The 22,816-nt window shown below is 40.9% G+C and carries 20 protein-coding genes; 15 read left to right on the top strand and 5 right to left on the bottom strand.

Going from position 1 to position 22,816, the window contains the following annotated elements; translation table 11 throughout:
• Positions 1-226: 226 nt before the first annotated feature.
• Positions 227-1,243: a nucleoid-associated protein YejK gene (gene yejK, locus CWB60_RS03805; protein ID WP_004588924.1), complete on the bottom strand. Its 1,017-nt coding sequence runs from the start codon at positions 1,241-1,243 to the stop codon at positions 227-229.
• 62 nt (positions 1,244-1,305) lie between these two features.
• On the opposite strand from yejK, the gene CWB60_RS03800 reads away from it, so the two are divergent.
• The 6 genes from CWB60_RS03800 (at position 1,306) to CWB60_RS03775 (ending at position 7,074) form a co-directional block, all read left to right on the top strand.
• On the top strand, positions 1,306-1,518 hold the full coding sequence (locus CWB60_RS03800; protein WP_004588923.1) for a YejL family protein: 213 nt from the start codon (positions 1,306-1,308) through the stop codon (positions 1,516-1,518).
• Between the two features lie 5 nt (positions 1,519-1,523).
• Positions 1,524-3,020: a DUF3413 domain-containing protein gene (locus CWB60_RS03795; RefSeq protein WP_138579727.1), complete on the top strand. Its 1,497-nt coding sequence runs from the start codon at positions 1,524-1,526 to the stop codon at positions 3,018-3,020.
• An 82-nt stretch (positions 3,021-3,102) separates the two neighbouring features.
• On the top strand, positions 3,103-3,582 hold the full coding sequence (locus CWB60_RS03790; RefSeq protein ID WP_004588921.1) for a hypothetical protein: 480 nt from the start codon (positions 3,103-3,105) through the stop codon (positions 3,580-3,582).
• Between the two features lie 200 nt (positions 3,583-3,782).
• Entirely contained in the window at positions 3,783-5,501 is a 1,719-nt protein-coding gene (aceK, locus tag CWB60_RS03785) for a bifunctional isocitrate dehydrogenase kinase/phosphatase (RefSeq protein ID WP_138579726.1), read from the top strand.
• A gap of 17 nt (positions 5,502-5,518) precedes the next feature.
• Positions 5,519-6,457 carry a LysR family transcriptional regulator gene (locus CWB60_RS03780; protein WP_024032602.1) on the top strand — a complete coding sequence of 313 codons (939 nt, stop codon included), beginning with the start codon at positions 5,519-5,521 and terminating at the stop codon, positions 6,455-6,457.
• 173 nt (positions 6,458-6,630) lie between these two features.
• Complete coding sequence (locus CWB60_RS03775) at positions 6,631-7,074, top strand: ferritin-like domain-containing protein (protein WP_004588918.1); 444 nt, start codon at positions 6,631-6,633, stop codon at positions 7,072-7,074.
• A gap of 330 nt (positions 7,075-7,404) precedes the next feature.
• Here the strand turns inward: CWB60_RS03775 and CWB60_RS03770 are convergent, their stop codons facing one another.
• The 3 genes from CWB60_RS03770 to CWB60_RS03760 are packed head-to-tail and all read right to left on the bottom strand — an operon-like array spanning position 7,405 to position 12,100.
• Complete coding sequence (locus tag CWB60_RS03770) at positions 7,405-10,440, bottom strand: TonB-dependent receptor plug domain-containing protein (RefSeq protein WP_054982354.1); 3,036 nt, start codon at positions 10,438-10,440, stop codon at positions 7,405-7,407.
• An 8-nt stretch (positions 10,441-10,448) separates the two neighbouring features.
• On the bottom strand, positions 10,449-11,528 hold the full coding sequence (locus CWB60_RS03765) for a FecR family protein (RefSeq protein WP_054982353.1): 1,080 nt from the start codon (positions 11,526-11,528) through the stop codon (positions 10,449-10,451).
• A complete protein-coding gene (locus tag CWB60_RS03760) occupies positions 11,525-12,100 on the bottom strand; it encodes an RNA polymerase sigma factor (RefSeq protein ID WP_138579725.1) in 576 nt (191 codons plus the stop codon). The genes CWB60_RS03765 and CWB60_RS03760 overlap by 4 nt, the downstream gene beginning before the upstream one ends.
• Positions 12,101-12,219: 119 nt before the next feature.
• Between CWB60_RS03760 and CWB60_RS03755 the strand changes: the two genes are divergently transcribed.
• Positions 12,220-12,735, top strand: a complete 516-nt coding sequence (locus CWB60_RS03755; RefSeq protein ID WP_096739772.1) for a DUF2937 family protein — start codon at positions 12,220-12,222, stop codon at positions 12,733-12,735.
• Here the strand turns inward: CWB60_RS03755 and CWB60_RS03750 are convergent.
• Positions 12,715-13,602, bottom strand: a complete 888-nt coding sequence (locus CWB60_RS03750; protein WP_138579724.1) for a LysR family transcriptional regulator — start codon at positions 13,600-13,602, stop codon at positions 12,715-12,717. The genes CWB60_RS03755 and CWB60_RS03750 overlap by 21 nt on opposite strands.
• A 120-nt stretch (positions 13,603-13,722) precedes the next feature.
• Here CWB60_RS03750 and CWB60_RS03745 point away from each other — a divergent pair, with 120 nt between their 5' ends.
• The 8 genes from CWB60_RS03745 to CWB60_RS03710 all read left to right on the top strand — a co-directional run bounded on the left by CWB60_RS03745 (position 13,723) and on the right by CWB60_RS03710 (position 22,763).
• Positions 13,723-14,373, top strand: coding sequence for a peroxiredoxin-like family protein (locus CWB60_RS03745; RefSeq protein WP_064386474.1), 651 nt, complete (start codon positions 13,723-13,725; stop codon positions 14,371-14,373).
• Entirely contained in the window at positions 14,373-15,140 is a 768-nt protein-coding gene (locus tag CWB60_RS03740; protein ID WP_138579723.1) for a haloacid dehalogenase type II, read from the top strand. Before CWB60_RS03745 ends, CWB60_RS03740 begins: the two co-directional genes overlap by 1 nt.
• A 381-nt stretch (positions 15,141-15,521) precedes the next feature.
• A complete protein-coding gene (locus tag CWB60_RS03735) occupies positions 15,522-16,130 on the top strand; it encodes a PilZ domain-containing protein (RefSeq protein WP_138579722.1) in 609 nt (202 codons plus the stop codon).
• 57 nt (positions 16,131-16,187) lie between these two features.
• Complete coding sequence (locus tag CWB60_RS03730) at positions 16,188-17,243, top strand: agmatine deiminase family protein (RefSeq protein WP_138579721.1); 1,056 nt, start codon at positions 16,188-16,190, stop codon at positions 17,241-17,243.
• Positions 17,240-18,133 carry a carbon-nitrogen hydrolase gene (locus CWB60_RS03725; protein ID WP_138579720.1) on the top strand — a complete coding sequence of 298 codons (894 nt, stop codon included), beginning with the start codon at positions 17,240-17,242 and terminating at the stop codon, positions 18,131-18,133. Before CWB60_RS03730 ends, CWB60_RS03725 begins: the two co-directional genes overlap by 4 nt.
• 51 nt (positions 18,134-18,184) lie before the next feature.
• Positions 18,185-21,658, top strand: coding sequence for a transcription-repair coupling factor (mfd, locus tag CWB60_RS03720; protein ID WP_138579719.1), 3,474 nt, complete (start codon positions 18,185-18,187; stop codon positions 21,656-21,658).
• On the top strand, positions 21,658-22,494 hold the full coding sequence (locus tag CWB60_RS03715) for a peptidoglycan binding protein CsiV (RefSeq protein ID WP_138579718.1): 837 nt from the start codon (positions 21,658-21,660) through the stop codon (positions 22,492-22,494). Before mfd ends, CWB60_RS03715 begins: the two co-directional genes overlap by 1 nt.
• 17 nt (positions 22,495-22,511) lie before the next feature.
• A complete protein-coding gene (locus CWB60_RS03710; protein ID WP_138579717.1) occupies positions 22,512-22,763 on the top strand; it encodes a DUF3862 domain-containing protein in 252 nt (83 codons plus the stop codon).
• Positions 22,764-22,816: the final 53 nt, after the last annotated feature.

Genomic DNA, 22,816 nt, shown 5'->3' with positions numbered 1-22,816 from the left:
AAAATGAGAGATGGTATCTACAGCCTAAATTTAGCATCGTGGCTATTTTACTTCTGGACGCACAACTTGTTGGCGTGACGGGCAAAGCCTGTAATAAAGGATTTATCCTCGAAGAGATTTAGAGGTGCTGCGCTTTAGAGCATTAATAAAACTAAATTAAAGGTAATAAAAAAGCGCGATATAAATATCGCGCTCTTAAATCGGCTTTTAACTAGATCAAATGAGTTTACTCACTTTCATTTTCCATAAAGCGCTGTAACTGATCTTTTAAGTTTGGTGGAATGCCTTTAATGACCAGTGTATCGGTCGCTTCATTGTAAGTTACGCGCTCACCTAAATGTTTACGCTCAAAACTAACACTAACACCGCCCCCTAAACCCGAAAACTTAACCATACTGGTCACCGTTTTTTTATCGACCGGAAAAGAGTCTTCTAAATCGTAACTTTGTTCTTTGCAAAAGTTATCAAACGGACTGTCGTCACCTTTGGTTAGGGTAGCCGAAAGCTCAGTAACGCTTGCATCTTCACCCGTGGTCACACAATCGTTACAGTAATCAAATACTTGCTTACGTAATTCGTCTTTTTCTGATTTATCGAATGATTGCTCCGATAAATAATCTTCAACGGCATTAAGCATCACTTGGCTTTGTTGTTTAGGGTCTATGCCCTCTTCACAACCTAAAAAATCTAAGAAAAAGTCTGCTACTTTTCGACCTGCTCGCCCTTTAATAAAAGAGATATAGCGATTGTCCTCAGCTTGAGTATCCCACGCGGTTAAATCGATACGTGCAGCTAGTTGCATGCGCGATATGTCTAAGTGGCGCGACGCTGCTAAATCAAGCTCAGAGGTCATGCTGTAGTGCTCTTTAATATTGATCATAGCTATTAGCATGTAATCAGTAGCCACATACTGATAATGACAAAATACTAAGTAGCCTGTTTCGCTAAAGGCATATTTATCTAACTCTTCTTTTAAAACAGTAGATGCCTGCTCGGTCATGTGCCAAAAGCCTAACTCGTCATTACGATAGCTTTGCATTGCTGAGGCTACAACACTGTTTTTATCGCCACTAAATGCACAGTAACCTTTACCTGGCTTTGAGTTGTATGCATGATGAAGTTGTTCGATAAAAACAGCGACTTTATCGTTTATCACCATTTCATCGTTTCGTAGGTGAATTTGCGTATCGTCGTCTTTTTTGTCTACATAATGAACGACTAATTTTTTAACGTCTGTTGTCATCTTTGTTTTTCACGCCTCTGGTGTTAAAATACGAGAATATAACTCTTTTATTGAACCAACTGATGCCAATCTTATCAAAATACTCTAATGAAGAAGTAGAACAAATCGTCGATCAGCTCATTGATGTGCTAACGCAACACAATGCGCCGGTTGATTTAAGCCTTATGTGTTTAGGAAATTCTATCACGCATATCCTAAAAGAGCATGTACCTGCAGGGAAAAGACAAGCCGTAACTGAGAACTTTGCAAAAGCACTTGCTCAGTCGGTTAAATAAATTATATGAATTTATCGCAGCACAATCAGTTTTCGTCAAAAGCGAGTCAGTTATTAAGTTGGGGCCACTGGTTCACTTTTGCAAATATTGGTTTAGCGCTTTTTATTAGCCTAAGCTTTTTATTTGCAGATTCACCGCCAACTAGCTTTATGGGTATTACCTATATGTTAGTGACGTGGTTAAGCCATACGAGCTTTATCGCTTTTTTAGCATTTGTGCTGACGGTATTTCCTTTAAGCTTAGTGTTTCCCTACCCTCGACATATTCGAGGTATGGCTGCCGTTATTGCTACGCTTGGGGCGTCTATTTTAACGCTTGATGCGTATGTATACGTTAATTTGGGCTATCATTTAAGCTCTTCTGCGCTACCGGAAATCATTTCCTTACTGTGGCATCGTCTAACTAGCTCGCCTGCCCTTACTACATTGCTAGCTGGGGGGATTGTTTTACTCATTTTAGGCTTCCAGTTAGTTGTAAGTAACTATACTTGGCAACACTTAGCGCGTTTAAAACAACTTAAGTTTGCCCGTTTTGCCAGCTCGTTTTTAGTATTATGTTTTGCACTTAGCCACAGTATTCACATTTGGGCAGATGCAAATTTAAAGTTTGATATAACGAAGCAAGATAACGTTTTACCGCTGTCGTACCCTACGACCGCTAAAAGTTTATTAGCAAAAAATGATTTGCTCGACATTGAAAGCTATAAACAAGCTCACAATGTAAGAATTAATAACCAAAATATTAATTACCAAATACCTGCGCCAATGCAAAAATGTGAAGATTACACTGCGCAGCAAGTCGATATTTTTGTATTTGATACCAACGAGCAGTTAAAACGCTTTGTTGCCAAGCATAAAAACCTACATAAAACTGATCAGTTTTTACAGCCAACACACCATGGCGATAGCTTGTTTAGTTTAGTGTATGGCTTACCTTCTTTTTATAAAATGGCTATTTTATCAGAGCAAACCTTGCCCGCGTGGCAAAGTCAGCGCAGAAGCATAGAGCTTGCTGGAATTGAAAAGCTAAGCTTTATAAACGATCAAGCGCATTCAAACAGTGCAATTAAAATCATTAAAGGTGAAGAAAATCCGTCTCCTCGCAGTGACGACACCCATATTTTTGCGTTTAGCTTAGCTAATAATAGCTCGGAAGTAGTTACATCATCGGTGTTATACAGTTCAGATAAGCGAATAGCCAAGGTAGATGGACTTATTCAACCCAGTGATATTATTGCAACCAGTGTAGGCCAATACTTAAACTGTAAGTCTGTGGTTAAACAAACCATGCTAGGTGAAAACCTGTATAAGAAAAAAACGGACACTGGCGTTAATTACTCACAAGGCGTAGTTATTGCTTACAAAAAAGATAGAATTACGCTAATAGATTCAGACGGTAACTATAAAAATATATCTGCCGCTGAAGGTTTTTCTATTGAGCAAAGCCTCGATATCCCGTTTTTAGTACAAAGTATTAAAAAGCTAAAAACCTACACACAATAGCCCTATCCCTTAACCTAGCTTGCTATAACACCAAGCTAGGTTATATTTACTAAATAATAGTAAACGCTCAGGGATGAAATTAATGCAAAAACACACACTTTTTTTATGCGCAGTAATGGTATGCCCACTTTCTCTTCAAGCGCAAAATGCCACAACTTACTATAAATGCGTGACAAAAAACGGCACTATCTTTTCGCAATTCCCTTGTAACGATAACGCTACCGCCTACACAATTAATACTGTATCGGGAATTAATACTGCACCGGCGCAAGATTACACAAAAGAGCTAAATGCATTAGAGCGCGAACGGATTGTGCTTGACCTGCAAGCTGAGCTGAGAAGTAATACTAATAAATTAGCGATTATAAAACGTAAAAAAGACCGCGCAGAATACAACCAACAACAGCGCCTCAACCGTATTTTAGATGACGAGGACAAAAAGTTAATTAGCAAAGATATTACCAAGCAATTAAAAATAATAAATAAAGATCATAAAAAGCAAACCACCGAAATTGAAAAGCGTATTAAAAAATTAGAGAAAAAAATAGCCTCCTACCAATAGCATGGCTTTTGCCATCACACTCAATTATGCTTTAAGCTAAAAGTATAAAAACTGAGAATATTTATCTTGGTTTTAAACTTAAAATAACATAACCTTAACAACTATAGAGTTAAAACTCTAACGTGTATAACACTACAGCACCACTAACATTTATAAATGCTGTACTAAAATCGTTATATACACTTTTTTAAGGAGTGTTTATGCAGCCACGCCACATAGCTGAATTAATTTTAACGGGTTTTAAAAAGCATTATCAGCTGTTTCAAAAAACCACCGCCCAAGCCCCGCTTGCCTTTGCAAAGCGCGATTGGCAGCAAATTAATGAAATTAGTAAACTGCGTATTAGTTACTACGATGACAGAGTAAACGAAACCACTAAAGCATTAAAACAAGCACAGTTAACTGAGCAATTAAATGAGCAGCTTTGGCTTGAGGTAAAAATACTGTACCAACGCTTTTTATGCTTTCATCCTCAAGCTGAACTTGCCGAAACATTTTATAACTCAGTATTTTGCCGTTTGTACCACAGACGCTATTTTCATAACGACTTTATATTTGTACAAGCCACATTAAAAGATGCCCCAGCCATTCCTGTTGAGGCAGAGTACCGCAGCTACTTTCCAGTGGTTGATGGTTTAAAGCCCACAATAAAGCGCATTATTGAGCATTTTGATTTTAAAGCCCCGTTTGTAAATTTAGAGCGGGATATACGTTTGCTCGTAAAGGCATTTTACAAACAAGCGCCCGACACACACCACCAGCCTTGGCAAATGCGCTTTGATATTTTGCACGCGCCTTTTTATCGTAATAAAGCTGCTTACATAGTCGGCCGTGTGGTCTCTCAAAGCGGTGTGCAGCCTTTTATTATTGCGGTACTGCACCATGAAGATAAAGGCTTATACCTCGATGCGCTATTAACCAAATCATCGCAAATGCGGGTTATTTTTGGCTTTGCACGGGCTTATTTTATGGTTGAAACCCATGCGCCCTCAGCTATGGTGCGTTTCTTAAATCAACTTATGCCTAATAAAACACTCGCTGAGCTTTATAATGCCATTGGGTTTCATAAACAAGGTAAGACTGAGTTTTACCGTGAATTTTTACATCACTTGTCTCACTCAGACGATAACTTTATTATAGCGCCAGGCACACCAGGTATGGTGATGATGGTATTTACACTGCCCTCTTTTGGCTATGTATTTAAAGTAATTAAAGATAAGTTTGGCGAAAGTAAACCGTTTGGCCGTGATACCGTGCTTAAACGCTATCAACTGGTAAAAAGCCATGATCGGGTTGGCCGCATGGCCGATACCATAGAATACTCTAATGTCGTATTTCCTTTGGCACGCTTTGATAGTAATTTACTGGCGCAGCTACATAAAACCATTGACTCATCTATGGTAATTGAAGGCCCGTGGCTTATTATCAAGCATTTATATATTGAAAGGCGCATGACACCGCTTAATTTATTTTTAGAAAACGCCAGCGAAGAAAGTGCTGCCGATGCAATAGAAGAGTACGGCCAAGCACTTAAAGAAATGATTGCGGTAAATATATTCCCAGGCGATATGCTGCTTAAAAACTTTGGGGTAAGCAAACACAAGCGCATTATTTTTTACGACTACGATGAGGTTCAATACCTAACAGATATGAACTTTAGGGCGTTACCTAAGGCCAAAAGCTATGATGATTACTTAACTGATGAACAAAGTTACTCAGTTGCGCCGCAAGATGTTTTTCCTGAGCAACTTTGTACCTTTGTTATGCCAAACCCAAAGTACAAACAGTTTTTGCTCAGTACACACCCCGAGCTTGTTGATGTTAGTTTTTGGAAGCAAGCTCAGCAAAATATAAAAAAGGGTCATGTTAGTCACATATACCCATACCCGACAGCACAACGCTTTATTCATCACTGGTAAGCGTTAAAGGACACACAATGAACATAAGTAAAATAGATTTAAATTTGCTGGTTTACCTCGACACCCTATTACGTGAGTGTAACGTAACCCGCGCCGCTAACCAGTTAAGTATTACTCAACCAGCTATGAGTAACGGCCTTAAGCGTTTAAGAAACTTGTTTAACGATCCAATTTTGGTACGTACCAGTGAAGGTATGGTCCCCACAGAGCGTGCTATAGAGCTGCAACCGGTTATTCGCGGTATATTAATGACGCTAGAAGAAACTCTCGCACCTAATCGCGAATTTGAAGCCAGCCAAAGTAAACGTGTATTTAGAATAATGGCCAGTGACTATGCAGCCAGTACATTAGCGCCAAAGCTTTTAAGTAAACTTCATGAAGAAGCGCCCGATACAACCTTAGATATACTTACGCCTAGTGATGTAACGTTTCATGATGTTGAAAATGGTAAAGTGGATATGGCTATTAACCGCTTTGAAAACCTTCCGCAATCTTTTCATCATAAACGCATATGGAAAGACAGCTTTTGCTGCTTAGTAAAAGCCGACAACCCAATTATCGAAAACTTTAGCCTAGACAGCTATTTAAAAGCCCGCCATATATGGGTAAGTAAAACCGGCTTTGGGGTCGGCGTAGGTATGGACCCTAAAGATGTACAAAAGCTAGGTTGGGTAGATGAAGCACTTGCCCATTTTGGTAAACACCGAAATATTGCTACGTTTACCCGTAATTACCACGTAGCCATTCATTTAGCAAAAGAGCAAAATTTAGTGGCGACCTTACCTTCAAAGGCTGCCAATATTTACTTAGATGATGCAGGCCTTAAAATTTTAGAGCCTCCATTTCCTATACCGCCTTTTGAACTAGATATGATTTGGAGCCCTTTACTGCATCGCGATGCAAGTCATATATGGTTACGCCAAAAAGTAGCCGAAGTGGCGGATGAGCTTAAATAACCTTATTACAAAAGCCATGTAAAATTTGCGAGGTTATTTTATTTTAAATAGCCTTGCAGTTTGAATATAAACAAAATAGCTAACTATTTCAGCATGTTAAAAATTAAAATAAAACTGGAATGGCCTTTGCTCTCTTTACTATGAAACTTAAATTCATGTAAAGAGAGGTCATTATGAATACCCATCAAGGAACAGAAGCAACTCATATTACTGACATCATCCAAGTAATGAACAGTGGCATTGATTTTTATCAAAAAGCGCAAGAGAAAGTTGAAGACCCAGCCATTGGCGCATTATTTCAACGCATGATTGACGCACGAAAAGTTAGTGTTGAGCGCTTACAACCTTATGCAGTTAACGAAAAAGGTGAGCGTGAAGACGGCTCTTCTTTTGCTGTAGAAGCACGCAGAGCTTACACAGCCCTACTCACTTCGTTTAGTTCTCATAACGATAAAACATACGTTAAAGAACTTGAAGAGGTAGAAGATAAAACCCTTGAAGAAATTAAAGCAGCGATGGATAAACCACAGCCAGCCGACTGTGAAGCAGCCTTAGCGAAAACCTTGCTAACGATGCAAAGCTGCCACACCGAAATGAGCCGTATGCAAAAGCATTAATTTTCAATTGCATATATTTAAAACCCAGCCTAGCCGCTGGGTTTTTTATTATTACGAGGTTTTAAGACTATAAGCCAATAATTGCAACGTCCGGTTTAAACCCTGCTATGTATAGCCAAGTCCAAAATGCCACATTTAGTATTATCAAAGCCATACAGGGGGTATACCAATCCGTAATAATGTTTAATTAAGCGAATAGGTATAATTTAACGCTGAGGTAAGGCGCAACACAATAAAATCGCGGTTTACAAATAAATGCTAAAAAGGCTAAATACAAAAAAAGGGCCTTACGGCCCTTTGAACTTAAATAACATAAGGGAGTGTTATTTATTAAAAACGGTATTCTGCGCCTACATAGTAATAAGCACCATTAAAGCCAAATGGCGCTGAACGGCGAGAGTATTCAAATACCCCATCGCTGCTTACAATCGTATTGCCATTTGAATCTACAATTGTGCCCGAGCGTGAGTTACCAATGGTGTTTTTATCTGGGTACACGTCAAATAAGTTATTTGCACCAATATTTACAGATAAATCTTCAGTCACGAAGTAATTAACTTTAACGTCAGTTAAAATTTCTGCACCGTAGGTTTGGCGTCCGCCATCTTCTACTGTGTATTCACCAAAGCGGTTGAGTGAAAGGTTTACAGTCCAATCACCACGCTGGTAAAGCGCACTTAAGTTGATGCGATCTTCTGGTTGCCACTCTTCAATAATTGAAATTTCTTGATCAGAGAAAACATCTTCAACCGGTACGGTTTCAAGCCCTGAGCCCGATGGCGTAAATAACGATACCACCTCAGTTTCAGTAAAGTTAGCTGCTAAAGTAAAATCAAGCGTGCCACCTAACCCCTCGGTATTCCAAGTAGCTACAAAATCAATACCCGAAGTTTCGGTATCTGCACCATTTAAGAAAAACTGCCCTGCACCTGCGCCTGAGCTGATTAATGCAGCATCTAGGCTTGAAGAAAGCCCTTTGCCTAAACGATTACTAATTACTATGCGGTCGTCAATATCAATTGAGTAGTAATCCACAGTAACATTAATGTTATCCGTTACGTTGTAGACAATACCTAAGCTGCGGTTTTGCGATTTTTCTTCTTTAAGCTTTGGAATACCTAAACTTTGCGCAAGGGTTGAATCGTTTCTGAATGTACCTACTTCTTCAGCAACTAATGAGCCGTCTTCAGCCACAACAAATTGTGTGCTGATATTGTTAAAATACAATTGCTGCATTGATGGCGCTCTAAAGCCTGAGCTTAATGCACCACGCAGTGACACATCATCAGTAATTGCCCAGTTACCCGCAAGCTTAAAGTTTACCGTGTCGCCAAAACCTTTGTAATTATCGTAACGCAGTGCGCCTGATAAAATGACATCTTCAATTAGGTAGGTTTCTGCATCAAGGTAAAACGAAATTACATCGCGTGACTCATCAACCGATGATGCCGGCGAAGAACCACCAAAACCTTGCGTGCCGCCAGAGGCATCTTCAGAGCCTACACCGCCACTTAAACCACTATAAATACTTACCCCATCAAGGGTGTCGTAATCACGATAAGCATATTCGCTTCCCTCTAAAATACGGTATTCATCGGTACGAATTTCTGCACCCATAGCCAATGAGTAGTCATCAAAGTTTTGTGTAAAATCTATATTAATGGTTTGCAGTGATAACTCCATGCCATAGGCATAGGCTTCACGTGGAATAGTACTGCGAATATCTGCGGCACTTAAACCTTGCTCGTAACGTAAAAAGTTAGCGTACGAGGCATTGATTGTGTCACTTGTTGTGTAATCAATGCTGTTTTCACCGTAGGTGTACGATACATCTAAACTTGCATCGTTATCAAAGTCGGTTTTGTAACCAAAGTTGTAAGAAATATCATCAATTGTGGTATTGATTTTAGGTAAAAAGCCTAATGGGATAGTTGCGTCGTTGTCTTGTAAAACAGGGTTACCGCCCGCATTTGCATTATGACGGAAAAACGCGGCTGATTCGTTATCGCGCGTTGAATAAGTAATAAAGCCATACAGCTCACCATCACCTAACTCATACCCTGTATTAACGGTTAAGCCAAATTGCTGAGAGTCGGCATCGCCAATACGAAAAGTGTCTCTGTCGGCGGTCAATTCACGCGGATCGCCTGCCAGTAAAGTACCGTCGCTAAGCTCTGTACAGCCATAAAACTGACACGAGCCGTGCAAACCTGCGCGGTTAGTAGGCGAGCGGTCGCGGTAATTAAGTGTTGCATTTAAGTAGCCGCTATCACCTAGGGCAAACCCTTTATTAAAATCAACGTTTACTGTTTCGCCATCACCCTCTGAGTATTGGCCGTAATTAACCGCTGCTTTGCCGCCTTCGCTGCCATCTTTTAGTACAATATTAATTACACCGGCAATTGCATCTGAGCCGTATTGCGCTGCTGCGCCGTCTCGTAAAACTTCTATACGTTTAATAGCTGAGGCTGGAATAGCATTCATATCGGTACCTGCGGTACCACGCCCTACTGAGGTATTGATATGAATAATACTTGCCTGGTGGCGGCGCTTACCATTAATAAGCACAAGTGTTTGGTCAGGCCCTAAACCACGCAGTGTTGCAGGTCGTAAGGCATCAGTGCCGTCACTGATTGACGAGCTTGAAAAGTTAAATGAAGGTGCAATAGATTGCAACATACGGCCAACTTCGGTTTGGCCTGTGTTTTCAAGTGCTTCAGCACTTAAAATATCAACGGGTACGGGTAAATCTTCTACTGAGCGCCCTGCTACGCGGCTACCTACAATAGCAATTTTTTCTATTTTCTCTTGTGCAACATCCTCTGCTGCATTCACACCGTGTGAATTTGCTGCAAGCAATGCTGGTAATACAGCTGCACTAACCCCTGAAAGCTTCATCATGTTGTTATCTTTCCTATTGATTTGTTTGAGTTTTATACTCAGTAAACCATTTTGATCAACAACCGCATCGAGCTCAGTCCCACTTAATAATGCTTGCAGTGCATCTAATTGGGTATAAAAACCATAAACCGAATTTGCTTGGTAATTTTTTGCCAACTCATAAGAAAACACCACGGTTTGCTCTGTTTGTTTAGCAAATTCTATTAAGGCTTTGTCTGCTCGCTGCGCTTGTATATCAAATTGCACCATTTGCCCAGTGGTCTGTGTTGCCCCTTGCACACTCAAGCTAAAAATAGCCGGAGCAAGTACACTTAAACCACTAAATAAATGCGTTTGGTTACTGCGCAATTTATATAAACAGCTGACAAACAAAATTCCTCTATAGTTTTTTATCTTTTTTTTAAACTTTTTTTTACTAATAACATTTAAAGATGCAACTTCACCTAACATTTGTTTGATATGCATAACATTTCTTATGATTTAGTTTGCTGTGTTAGGCTCACCATATGTTCACCTAAACGCTCATGCTCAATTGCAAAGTTAGTCTGTAAACTCTCAAGTAGCCCCTCAACATCGCCAGCTTTAAAAACACCCGCCACTTTTATATTGGCAAGCTCATCGCTTGAAAGCTCAAAACGCGTAGAGGTGTAACGGCTCACTTCATTTAATGCATCGCTTAAATGCTCACCATTAAAAATTAACATGCCATTTTGCCACGCTAAATCACGCTGTACGTCATCCATAGAAAGCTGCGTGATAGGTTTAGTAATACTTTGCTCTATAATTGCTTTTTCACCAGAGATAACAATATTGGCATTGATTTTACGTACTTTTTTAGCGTTATTATCAGCCAGTTGGTAGTCTTTAAAATCGTTGGCACTTACAGCAACACTTGGGTCGGTGATCATCACTTTACCTTCGGTTACAACCAGCTCTAAATCAGAAGAGGTATTGCGTTGTACATTAAATACAGTACCAAGTGCCGTAAAGCTCTTATCGCCAGCCATCACACTAAATGGGCGCGATGCATCTTTTGCTACATTAAAACGCCCTTCACCCTTGCTCAGTAATAACTGACGACGCCCTTTGCTATAAGCTACCTCTAATAGGCTATTCGTGTTTAATTGCACTATGGTGCCGTCGGGTAAAACATACGTGGCTTGTTCGCCCACCTTCGTTGTATATATTTTGGTGTAATTTATTTTAGCCAGCTCTTCGTTGTAGCCGTTTTCAAGGTTAATTAATAAGTAACTACACACCATTAATGCTGCAAATAAGCTCGCGGCAATCGCACTAGAAAACGCCCATCTTTTTTTCTGGGGCTGTTTTACACTTCTATGCGGAAATAAACTGCTTAACTCGTTTAATACGGACAATTCATCCCATAGCTGCGCAAGTTCGTAGACGGCATCTTGATGGGCGGTGCTTTGCATCATCCAAAGCTTAAATTGCTCTTTTTCAATTTCGCTTAAGCCCCTATCAATTGCGCTGATCCATTGGCAGGCTTTTTCTAAAATTAAATCTTTTGATGTAAATTGATGAACATTACTCATTTTGCTGCCCTCTCAATTGATAGAGCCGAATTACAAGCAGAATTATGTGCCGCAGATTGGTTATGATTTTGTTCATGTTCTTTCATGTATAACATGGTTTGTAATAAACCTTTGGCAATGTGTTTTTCTACTGTGCTTTCACTTAATTGCATGTGCTGGGCGATTTCTTTTTGGCTCATACCGTACACTTTTTTAAATATAAAACATTTACGGATAGAAGAATTTAGTTGATCCGTTGCTCTGCAAAAAAGTAAAAAACGCTCTTTTGAGGTGTACTCATCCTCAAGTTGTGAGGATTTAAGCATCGGGGGTAATTCTGCGTCGTGCTCTAACGAGTCATTAAACTTGTTATCCCACTTGGCTATATGATTAAGCGCTAAGTGCTTTGCAGTTTTAAGCATGTAACTGCGTCTAAACTGAATATCTTGTTTTAAATCAGCTTCGTAGCTTTTAATAAAGGTTTCTTGCACAATGTCTTCTACGTCATCGGGCTGTACAATACGCGACACAAAGCGTTTTAACTGCTTAGTGATATCAACAAACGTTGATGTCATATTTACTTTGGTAGTCATCCTTAACATAGGCCTATTGTTATTTTTATTACCGATAGATTACGAGTTTTTGGCATAAAAACAAGCGCAAATGTTAATTTAGCGTTGTTTAGGTGGGTTTTGAGTAAACAGGAGATCAAATGAGTAAATTATTAGATTACATAAGGCTCAGCTTTTTTGCAGCAGGTTTACTATTAGGGGTACAAATACCGGCCTTTGTAAGCGACTTTGGGCACGCTTTAGATGCACATTTAATTGAAGCGAATAACGCATTAGCCCCGTTTAAAAAAGATGCTCAAAACTACTTTAACAACGATTTAAACAAGTTAATTGCCCACTATGAAAATATTGGTGATGATATTGTTGGTAAAGGGGCTACCCATATTAAAAACCTCAATAATCGCCAGCACTCTTTACAAGCGGCAGTTAATAACTTTAACCAATCGCCCTATTTATTTACTTTAACCAGCGACTTTCTCACTATTAAAAAGCAAGTATGGCAACGCTTTGAAGGGCAAATAGTGTTAAAAAAAGACTCCATAATAGCAGCGCTAGTTTGCGCCATTATTATTGCTATTTTTGCTGAGTTTATTGGCTTTGTAACCTTGTTCATTATTAAGCGCGGGTATTACCGCTTATTCATAGCTGGCAAATAAAGACTTCATAAACTCATAAAACACCTCGGTTTTACGGGTTGTTAAGCTATTTTGAGGCCGTAAAAACCACACCGGTGCGTCGCTTTGGGCCATTACATTGGGCATCACCTCTACTAAGTTTCCGGCACTTAGCTCATCGTTAATCGCTATTTTAGATTTAATGGCTATGCCATGTCCGGCAAGCGCTGCTTGCGTCATGTTATCGGAATTAGAAATAGTAAAGCGCGTTTTGGCATTAAAGGTGTGTATTTTATTATTTTCATCATACAGTTTTAACTGCCTTTGCCAGGGTAAACACACCCAATAGTGCGAGTTCAGTTCGCTTAGTGTACAAGGCATACCATGCTTTTTTATATAACTTGGCGCTGCACATAAAATACGGGAGTTGTTGACAATTTTGCGAGAAAGCAGGCCAGAATCGGTTAATTGCCCTACTCTAATTGCCACATCTTGTGCATCATCGACCACATTGACAAAATGATCAGTAATTAAAAAGTCGAGCTTTAGTTGCGGGTATTGGGTTTCAAACTCGGTCAACTTAGGCATAACATACTTTGAAAAAACCCACGGTGGCATAGTCACACGTAATAACCCGCTCACTGAAGAGCTTCGTGCGCCAATGCTGTGCTCTGCATCGTGCAAAGCTTCTATAATAGCCCCTACGCGATGATAAAATAGCTCACCGGCGGGCGATAACCTCACTCGTCTGCTGTCTCTAAACACTAACACGGTTGAAAGCTCACGCTCGAGCTTGCTTAGCCTGTGGCTTACTGTTGCCGGCGACAAACGTTGCTCACGCGCAGCTGCAAGCACCCCTTTATTTTCTACGACGGCAATAAATGTTTCTAGGTCACTTAAATTATACATACATTTGGCTAGGCAGTTTTTAGTATTTAATATTTTCGAATGAAGCTTTCAGTTTTGCAATATATATTTAAATAACTAAAACACCCATAATCGCCATACAGTTATATTCGAGATTTAATAATGAGTTTAAAATCACAGATTGATGCCTATAACGTGCAAAAAGAAGCGAAGCTACCTGGCGATGTATTAGCCCTTATGGCGCAGACAAATGAAGAGCTCATTGCTCAGCATATAAAAGATAATGCGCTACAGGTAGGCGCTAAAGTAAGCAATTTCAGCTTAAACAATCATAGCGCTGAGCAAGTTGAGCTCGCTGATTTATTAAATAATGGCCCGGTAATAATTAGCTTTTACCGTGGTAACTGGTGTCCATATTGTAATTTAGAGCTAAAAGCACTTAATGATCACTTACCCGAATTTAAAACACACAATGCGCAGTTAGTTGCGATATCACCACAATTACCAGACGAGACGTTATCTAGCGCACAAAAAAATGCCCTTGAATTTGATGTGCTTTCAGATATTAATAACAAGGTAGCCGAGCAATTTGGTTTACTGTTTACTTTAGATGAGCGTATTGTGGCGCTTTATAGCCAGTTTGGTATTGATTTTGAAAAGTACTACGGTAATAAAAGTTATACATTACCTTTACCAGCAACCTATGTAATTAACCAAAAAGGCATAATTACGTATGCCTTTTTAAACGAAGACTATACCCTACGCGCAGAGCCTACTGATGTATTGGCAGCCCTTGAATCGGAGCAACACTAATGTCTATCTTAAAATCGTTAAAAACCCTTACCCTATCACTTCTTGTTGGTACTAGCCTTGCCTCTGGCTACGCTATGGCTGAGGAGCCACAGGCACAAGCGAAACCTAAAGTACTTATTTTTGATGTAAACGAAACCTTGTTAGATTTAACCTCCATGCGCACCTCTATTGGTAAAGCGCTTGGCGGGCGTGAGGATTTATTACCACTTTGGTTTTCGACCATGTTGCATCATTCACTCGTTGATACCGTAAGTGGCAATTACCACGATTTTGGTCAAATTGGCGTTGCGTCGCTGCGCATGGTTGCCAAAAATAACAACATAGCTATTACGAATGAACAAGCAAAAACAGCCATTGTCACCCCGCTTTTAACCCTACCTCCTCACAAAGATGTGAAAGAAGGACTGGCAAAACTCAAAGCACAGGGCTATAAGTTAGTAAGTCTGACAAATTCTTCAAACAAAGGGGTTAAAGCCCAGTTTGAGAGCGCTGGATTAATGTCGTTCTTTGATGCGCGTTACAGCATTGAAGATATTAAAATTTATAAACCAGACTTACGTGCCTATAAGTGGGTGTTAACAAAATTAAATGTAAAAGCAAATGAAGCAATGATGGTAGCGGCGCACGGTTGGGATGTAGCAGGTGCTAAAGAAGCCGGGTTACAAACAACCTTTATCGCCCGCCCAGGTAAAACACTTTACCCACTGGTAAAAAAACCAGACCACGTTGTGAAAGATTTACATGAATTAGCCGCTCTACTTAAATAAGCACTCCCAGCGCTAATTAATCAATACCCAAGCGGCCGATGTTAGGATGACATTGACCGCTTTTTTATTAGGGCGTGTTGATTTTTGATAGTTGAATTTGCAGCAGTGTGGTTGGTTTTTAGGCAAGGCAGCGCCTATCAAGTGTAGTTATTCCATATAAATAGGCGAAACGCAGGAGCAGTTATAGAGCCCACTAGTTTACAAACCTCACGCCGCGATTTAAACGCCCTTAGATTGAACAAATTTCAATCCGCAAAGTTCAACACGCCCTAATCAACATTCTTAAAAACTGGCTTATAAACAAACCATTTAGCATTTTTATCTGCTAGCAATTTACTCCCCACAACGCTACTATTTAATGAATACGCAGTGGAGATAATTATGAACAGTCAAAGATTAAGCGAATTTGAAGAATACTTTCAAATAAATGAAAGCATTCGAGTAAACTTATTTGCTGTAGAAAATCAGTTAGTGCCGCAATCTCAACTCGCGCTTGAAGACGACATACCTCCGCTATTTAAGCTAGCTAACGAAGTCAGTGAGCTTGAACAGGCCTCTTTAAGACCCCTTAGAAACCTAGGCGATTTAGCACAAGAGCTGGCGGCTTTTTTACAAGCACAGTCGCGTAAAATCGATTTAATAATGAGCCACATTTTAGCCTCAGAGCAAGCGCAAGATAACGCCATACAGTGCGATAGCTACGGCGGAGGCGGTATTCGCTTTACTTCGCCTGATGTATACGCATTAGGCCAAGCATTTAGAACAAAGCTATTTTTGCACCACGAAGCCTCAGCCGTTTACTGTTATACAGAAGTTGTGGCCGTTGAAAAACAAGACAGCGAACATTACCAATACACATTACTGTTTACTGCAATAAGAACCACAGACCAAGAATTAGTTGTCAGAGCCAGCTTACATGCACAAACACGCCAGCTAAAAAAACGCCAAGAACTCGAGCAAATTGACGATGATTCTAGCAGCGATAAATAGCTGACATATGCATGTAAAATGCTAAACTAGCGCCACCGTAATTTGTATCAAAACTTCATGAACTTTAGACTTTTACCTGAATGGGCTGAGCAAGACGCCGTTATGCTTACCTGGCCCCATGCACAGACCGACTGGGCTGATACGCTTGAACGCGTAGAGCCTGTTTATGTTGAGCTTGCAACGCATATCACAGCCGTGCAGCAGCTTGTTATTGTTGCCCATAACACGGCGCTTAAAAGCCACATTACTGCCTTGCTAACAAAAGCGAATATAAACTTAAGCCAAGTGCATTTTGTTGTTACACCAACAAACGATACCTGGGCACGGGATCACGGCCCTATTACCTGCGCGAATATTGACGACGCTCGCCAACTTAAAATTTACGACTTTATCTTTAATGGCTGGGGTAATAAATTCGAAAGTTCCCTCGATAATAAAATTAACGCAGTACTGGTAAACCAGCTAAGTAATCCAAGCACTGATTACCAAGCCCTGAATGTGGTACTTGAAGGTGGCGGCATTGAAATTAACGAACACGGTGTGTTGCTTACAACCAGCGAATGTTTACTGAATAAAAATCGCAACCCCAATTTATCATCAGGCGATATTGAGTCAATTTTAACAACGCATTTAGGCGCAACTGACTTTTTATGGGTAGATCATGGCTACCTAGCCGGTGACGATACCGACAGCCATATCGACACACTGGTGCGCTTTGCCCCCAATAATACACTTGTGTATGTTAAGTGCGATGCTAAAGAAGATGAGCACTTTAACGCATTAGATGCGATGGAAAAGCAGCTGCAAAGCTTTAAAACGCAAAATAATACCCCATATACGTTAATTGATTTGCCGTGGCCAAAACCAGTGTTTGATGATGACAACACCCGTTTACCGGCAACGTACGCAAACTACTTGATTATCAATAATACGGTTTTAGTCCCGACGTATAACGATGACAACGACGCACTGGCGCTAGCGCAAGTTCAAAAAGCATACCCAGCGCACACTATTATTGGCGTTAATTGCCTACCTATTATTGAACAATTTGGTAGTTTACATTGCATTACCATGCAATTACCTCGTGGATTTTTAGCTGGAGCAGCACAATGACAAGCCCTGCAAAATTAACCGTTGCCTTAGTGCAACAAACTAACAGTGATAACGCCTGCCAAAATATGGCAAAGTCGATTGCTGGCATTCGTGATGCTGCTAAAAAAGGCGCACAGCTTGTGGTTTTGCAAGAGCTGCATCGTAGTCTGTATTTTTGCCAAACAGAAGATGTGGATGTATTTGACTTAGCCGAAACAATTCCGGGTCCAAGCACAAATACACTGGGCGAGCTTGCCAAAGAGCTCGGCATCGTTATTGTGGCTTCACTGTTTGAAAAACGTGCCACTGGGCTTTATCACAATACCGCGGTGGTACTTGAAAAAGACGGCACCATTGCGGGTAAATACCGTAAAATGCACATTCCTGATGACCCTGGCTTTTACGAAAAATTTTACTTTACCCCAGGCGATTTAGGCTTTGAGCCAATTCAAACCTCAGTAGGTAAATTAGGTGTTTTAGTATGCTGGGATCAATGGTTCCCTGAAGCGGCCCGTTTAATGGCCATGGCTGGCGCAGAGGTATTAATTTACCCAACCGCAATTGGCTGGGACCCACGTGATGACAACGCAGAGCAAACACGCCAAAAAGACGCATGGGTAATAAGCCAGCGTGCGCATGCGGTTGCGAACGGCGTACCCGTTATTAGCTGTAACCGTGTAGGGCACGAAAACGACCCTAGCGGACAAAGCGAAGGTATACAATTTTGGGGTAACTCGTTTATTGCAGGGCCTCAAGGCGAAATGCTCTCAGAGGCGAACAATACTGATGAGCAAATTTTAGTAGTAGAACTTGATCAAAAAGCCTCTGAAAACGTAAGACGTATATGGCCGTACTTACGCGACCGCAGAATTGATCACTATCAAGACTTAGCAAAAATTTACCGAGACTAAATAACTGCATGGCGTTTGTGAGCAAACGCCAACTAAAAAATGGAGCACTAAATGGCGTTTGAGCAATGGGCAGCCTTGCCGTGGGTAAAATCTCAAAAAGATAAAATTCAATGGGGGCAGCTAACTGGCAGTGCACTAAGTATAGCCATTGCAGAAGGTGTAAAACAGCAAAACGATTTAGTGCTTATAGTTACGCCAGATACGCCAAGCGCATTACGGCTTGAAACCGAGCTCGAATACTTATTGCCAGATAACCCGGTAATGGTATTTCCTGATTGGGAAACCTTGCCGTATGACCATTTCTCTCCGCACCAAGATATTATTTCAGCGCGCTTAGCCACTTTAAACACTTTAAAAAACGAGCAGCAAAGCGTACTTATAGTGCCTGTATCTACGTTAATGCTACGTACTGCGCCTGCTTCGTTTATTTATGGCTCTACCCTTAATTTTAAAGTAGGCGATAAACTCGACACCCATAACCTGCGCAGTAATTTAGAACAAGCAGGATATTTAAACGTACAACAAGTAATGGAGCACGGCGAATACGCAATACGTGGCTCTATTGTTGATTTGTATCCAATGGGCAGTGTTCACCCATTTAGGCTCGACTTTTTTGACGATGAACTCGACTCTATTCGTTTATTTGACGTAGAAACCCAGCGCTCAGATGAAAAAGTAGAGAAAATTGAGTTACTTCCCGCGCATGAATTTCCAACCAACGAAGCAGACGTTGAGCGTTTTAGAATAAATTATCGCGATAAATTTGGTGCCAGTTCAGAGCAAGACTCTGTTTACATGCAAGTAAGCAAAGGTACTTGGCCTGCCGGTATTGAATACTACATGCCGCTGTTTTTTGAAAAGCTTGCCACCATTTTTGATTACTTGCCAAACACCACTACGGTTATGCAACTAGGTGACTTAGAACACGCCGCAGATACCTTTTGGCACGATGTAAACGTACGCTACGAAAACCGAAAAGTAGATCCCCTGCGTCCACTACTGGCGCCCAGCGAGTTGTATCAACCTATTAATGAGTTGTTTTCTAATTTAGGTGAGTTTTCACGAATACGCTTATCGCAAGCTAAATTACCCACTAAAGCAGGCAATAAAAACTTAAATGTGAGCGAGCTGCCCGCAGTAAGAATCGATCATAAACAACACGAACCCTACGGCGCGTTTATTAACTATGTGGCAGAACAAAAAAAGAAAAAAAGCCGTATTTTATTAAGTGTTGAGTCTGATGGTCGCCGCGAGTCTTTATTAAGCGTGCTTAAACCAAGCGGCTTAAAGTTTAAAGAATTTGAAAGCTTACAGCAATTTACACAAAGCCAAAGCGATGTAGGCTTAATTGTAAGCCCTCTTGAGCAAAGTGTTGTACTGGGCACAAAACCTAGCCTTTCTATTATTACCGAGCAAGAGCTGTTAGGTATTAAGGTGTCGCAACGCAGGCGCCGTAAACATAAATACGAAGCAAGCCAAGATGCGTTAATTCGTAACTTAGCCGAGCTTAAAGAGGGCCAGCCAATTGTTCACCTTGATCACGGTGTTGGTCGCTATCAAGGCCTGCAAACAATTGACGCGGCAGGGGTAATCACTGAGTTTGTTACCATTACCTATGCCGGTGAAGCAAAACTGTATGTGCCGGTATCGGCACTGCATATGCTAAGCCGTTATTCAGGCGGTGAAGAAGCAAGCGCCCCGCTTCATAAACTTGGCTCAGATGCCTGGGAGAAAGCCAAAAAGCGGGCCGCCGAAAAAGTACGCGACGTAGCCGCGGAGCTGTTAGATATTTACGCACAGCGCCAAGCAAAACCAGGTAACAAATTTGCACTCGATGGGCAAAGCTATCGCCAATTTAGCGACAGCTTTCCATTTGAAGAAACCGACGATCAGCGTAATGCCATTGAAGCCGTACTTGGTGATATGCAATCAAAACTTGCTATGGACCGATTAGTGTGTGGTGATGTAGGCTTTGGTAAAACAGAAGTGGCTATGCGCGCCGCGTTTGTAGCAGTTAACGATAACAAACAAGTAGCCGTATTAGTACCAACCACCCTGCTGGCTCAGCAACATTATGAAAACTTTAAAGACCGCTTTGCCGATTTCCCTATCGAAGTGGGAGTGTTGTCGCGCTTTAATTCGACTAAAGAGCAAAAAGACACGCTTGAAAAAATGGCCGACGGTAAACTTGATATCGTTATTGGAACACATAAGTTAATTCAGCAAGATATTAAATTTAACGACTTAGGTTTACTAATTGTTGATGAAGAGCACCGCTTTGGTGTGCGCCAAAAAGAAAAAATAAAGTCATTACGTGCTGATGTAGATATATTAACGCTTACAGCAACGCCTATTCCGCGTACTTTAAATATGGCGATGAGCGGCATGCGTGATTTATCAATTATTGCCACCCCACCTGCTAAGCGTTTAGCAGTTAAAACCTTTGTACGCCAACGCGACAGCGACTTAATACGCGAAGCCATACTGCGTGAAATTAAACGCGGCGGCCAAGTGTACTTTTTGCATAACAATGTTGAGACTATTGAGCGAGTCTCGCAAGAGATCAGCGAATGGGTGCCAGAGGCTAGTGTCACCTCTGCTCATGGGCAAATGCGCGAGCAAGAGCTTGAGCAAATAATGACAGACTTTTATCATCAAAAATACAATGTACTGGTATGTACCACCATTATCGAAACCGGTATTGATGTGCCTACTGCTAATACTATTATTATGGACAGAGCCGATAAACTTGGCCTTGCGCAATTACACCAATTACGCGGTCGTGTTGGGCGAAGCCACCACCAAGCGTATGCTTATTTATTAACCGGCGATGCTAAAGCACTTTCTAAAGATGCCACCAAACGCTTACAAGCAATTGAGTCGTTGGAAGATTTAGGCGCAGGTTTTGCCCTTGCTACACATGATTTAGAAATACGTGGTGCGGGTGAGCTATTAGGCGACGATCAATCAGGGCAAATGCAAACCATTGGCTTTAGCTTGTATATGGAAATGCTAGAGCAAGCGGTTAATGCCCTTAAAAATGGTAAAGAGCCAACGCTTGAAAACCTGCTTCAGCAGCAAACTGAAGTTGATTTAAAACTCCCTGCCTTACTACCTGATGATTACATACACGATGTTAATGCGCGTTTAGGTATGTACAAGCGCATTGCAAGTTGTGCTAACCTTGCCGATATGGACGAATTACAAGTAGAGCTAATAGACCGCTTTGGTTTATTACCTGATGCCACTAAAAACCTATTTAGTATGCAGCAACTAAAAATGCGTGCTAGCGATTTAGGAATTACAAAAATAGAGGCAAACCCTAAAGGGGGCTACTTTGAATTTAGCCAAAATACGAAGGTTAATCCTAGCTTCATCATAGGCTTGATACAAAGTGCACCCCATGTGTACAAAATGGATGGCGCAAATAAATTGCGCTTTGCGATTAATGAGGCAAACCCTCGTGAACGCTTAAAAATGGTCACTGCAATGATTGCAGATTTCGAAAAAAAGGTTAGCCATTAATGTTGCTAAAAAAATCGCTTATCGTGTTATGTTGCTTATTTAGCAGCACCGCATTTGCAGAACGTTGGTTTGAAGTAGAAGTGCTGGTATTTAAACAGCGCCCTGCCCCCTATTTACAAGAAGACTTTAGCTTAAAGCACGAGCCCATTAAGGCGAAAAATACGTTAGAGCTACTCACCCCTTTATACACAGAGCAAGCTATGCAGGCATGTATAGATGGCGATAGTCGCTTTCAAAAACGCTCGTTTACCGATTCTTTAGTTAATGCCAACCCACAATCGGGTGTGTGTGATAACAGTATCGACTTTATGAAAAGTTACGACGAGTTGCCCGTTACGCCATTAGCACCGGCACAAGATACGATGGATGAGCCCTATTTACTCGCACCTGAGCAATTACAATTTACTGCCCAGCGCCGCGCTTTAGACAGAAAAGGTTTAGCCCCGCTACTACATACCGGCTGGCGCTTTGAAGGGGCAAGTAAATCGCGTGCGCCAAGCGTACATTTAATTTCTGGTGATCATATAAAACGCGACGTTAACACTACGCCTAATTATTCAAATCCCGACTTTATTAGCCTAGTACAAAGTAAGCCACAGCTATTTAATACCTCAGAGCAGCCCCTAAGCTATTGGGAGCTAGATGGTTTATTTAAAATACATTTACGCCACTACCTGTACATAACCGCTGATTTTGACGTAAACGAAAAACTACCTAATGGGGATATAGAATCGGCCCGCTTTTCACAATTTAAACGTGTAATTAGTGGTGAAATCCATTACTTTGATCATCCTCGTATGGGCATGATTGTACAAATACGAAAGTATAAACACTAAATCAATAGGACATAACAATGAAAAAACTCCTGATCATCGCAGCAACGCTAAGCCTGGCAGCTTGTTCAAAAGTAAGCCTAGAAAACTACGAAAAAATTGAAGTTGGCATGGATAAAGCCGAAGTAGAAGCTATTTTAGGCTCTGCTGATAACTGCGTAGAAAAAGCCCTACATACTAATTGTGTATGGGGTGATGAGTCTAAAAACATTGAAATAACACTCGTTTCAGACAAGGTAACTATTTATTCTAAGCACGGTATTACACAGTAATACTGCGTTAAATTAGGTAAATTTACATGACACTAAGGGATAGCCGTTGCTAT

The organism is Pseudoalteromonas sp. S327 (genome assembly GCF_005886415.1).
Lineage (GTDB): Bacteria > Pseudomonadota > Gammaproteobacteria > Enterobacterales > Alteromonadaceae > Pseudoalteromonas > Pseudoalteromonas atlantica.
Note: the sequence above shows the minus strand (reverse complement) of the source record. Positions and strands in the feature narration are given on the sequence as shown.

Coding starts and splice junctions, on each gene's coding strand:
- yejK (WP_004588924.1), bottom strand. CDS start 1,243: ATGACAACAGACGTTAAAAAATTAGTCGTTCATTATGTAGACAAAAAA.
- CWB60_RS03800 (WP_004588923.1), top strand. CDS start 1,306: ATGCCAATCTTATCAAAATACTCTAATGAAGAAGTAGAACAAATCGTC.
- CWB60_RS03795 (WP_138579727.1), top strand. CDS start 1,524: ATGAATTTATCGCAGCACAATCAGTTTTCGTCAAAAGCGAGTCAGTTA.
- CWB60_RS03790 (WP_004588921.1), top strand. CDS start 3,103: ATGCAAAAACACACACTTTTTTTATGCGCAGTAATGGTATGCCCACTT.
- aceK (WP_138579726.1), top strand. CDS start 3,783: ATGCAGCCACGCCACATAGCTGAATTAATTTTAACGGGTTTTAAAAAG.
- CWB60_RS03780 (WP_024032602.1), top strand. CDS start 5,519: ATGAACATAAGTAAAATAGATTTAAATTTGCTGGTTTACCTCGACACC.
- CWB60_RS03775 (WP_004588918.1), top strand. CDS start 6,631: ATGAATACCCATCAAGGAACAGAAGCAACTCATATTACTGACATCATC.
- CWB60_RS03770 (WP_054982354.1), bottom strand. CDS start 10,440: ATGCATATCAAACAAATGTTAGGTGAAGTTGCATCTTTAAATGTTATT.
- CWB60_RS03765 (WP_054982353.1), bottom strand. CDS start 11,528: ATGAGTAATGTTCATCAATTTACATCAAAAGATTTAATTTTAGAAAAA.
- CWB60_RS03760 (WP_138579725.1), bottom strand. CDS start 12,100: ATGACTACCAAAGTAAATATGACATCAACGTTTGTTGATATCACTAAG.
- CWB60_RS03755 (WP_096739772.1), top strand. CDS start 12,220: ATGAGTAAATTATTAGATTACATAAGGCTCAGCTTTTTTGCAGCAGGT.
- CWB60_RS03750 (WP_138579724.1), bottom strand. CDS start 13,602: ATGTATAATTTAAGTGACCTAGAAACATTTATTGCCGTCGTAGAAAAT.
- CWB60_RS03745 (WP_064386474.1), top strand. CDS start 13,723: ATGAGTTTAAAATCACAGATTGATGCCTATAACGTGCAAAAAGAAGCG.
- CWB60_RS03740 (WP_138579723.1), top strand. CDS start 14,373: ATGTCTATCTTAAAATCGTTAAAAACCCTTACCCTATCACTTCTTGTT.
- CWB60_RS03735 (WP_138579722.1), top strand. CDS start 15,522: ATGAACAGTCAAAGATTAAGCGAATTTGAAGAATACTTTCAAATAAAT.
- CWB60_RS03730 (WP_138579721.1), top strand. CDS start 16,188: ATGAACTTTAGACTTTTACCTGAATGGGCTGAGCAAGACGCCGTTATG.
- CWB60_RS03725 (WP_138579720.1), top strand. CDS start 17,240: ATGACAAGCCCTGCAAAATTAACCGTTGCCTTAGTGCAACAAACTAAC.
- mfd (WP_138579719.1), top strand. CDS start 18,185: ATGGCGTTTGAGCAATGGGCAGCCTTGCCGTGGGTAAAATCTCAAAAA.
- CWB60_RS03715 (WP_138579718.1), top strand. CDS start 21,658: ATGTTGCTAAAAAAATCGCTTATCGTGTTATGTTGCTTATTTAGCAGC.
- CWB60_RS03710 (WP_138579717.1), top strand. CDS start 22,512: ATGAAAAAACTCCTGATCATCGCAGCAACGCTAAGCCTGGCAGCTTGT.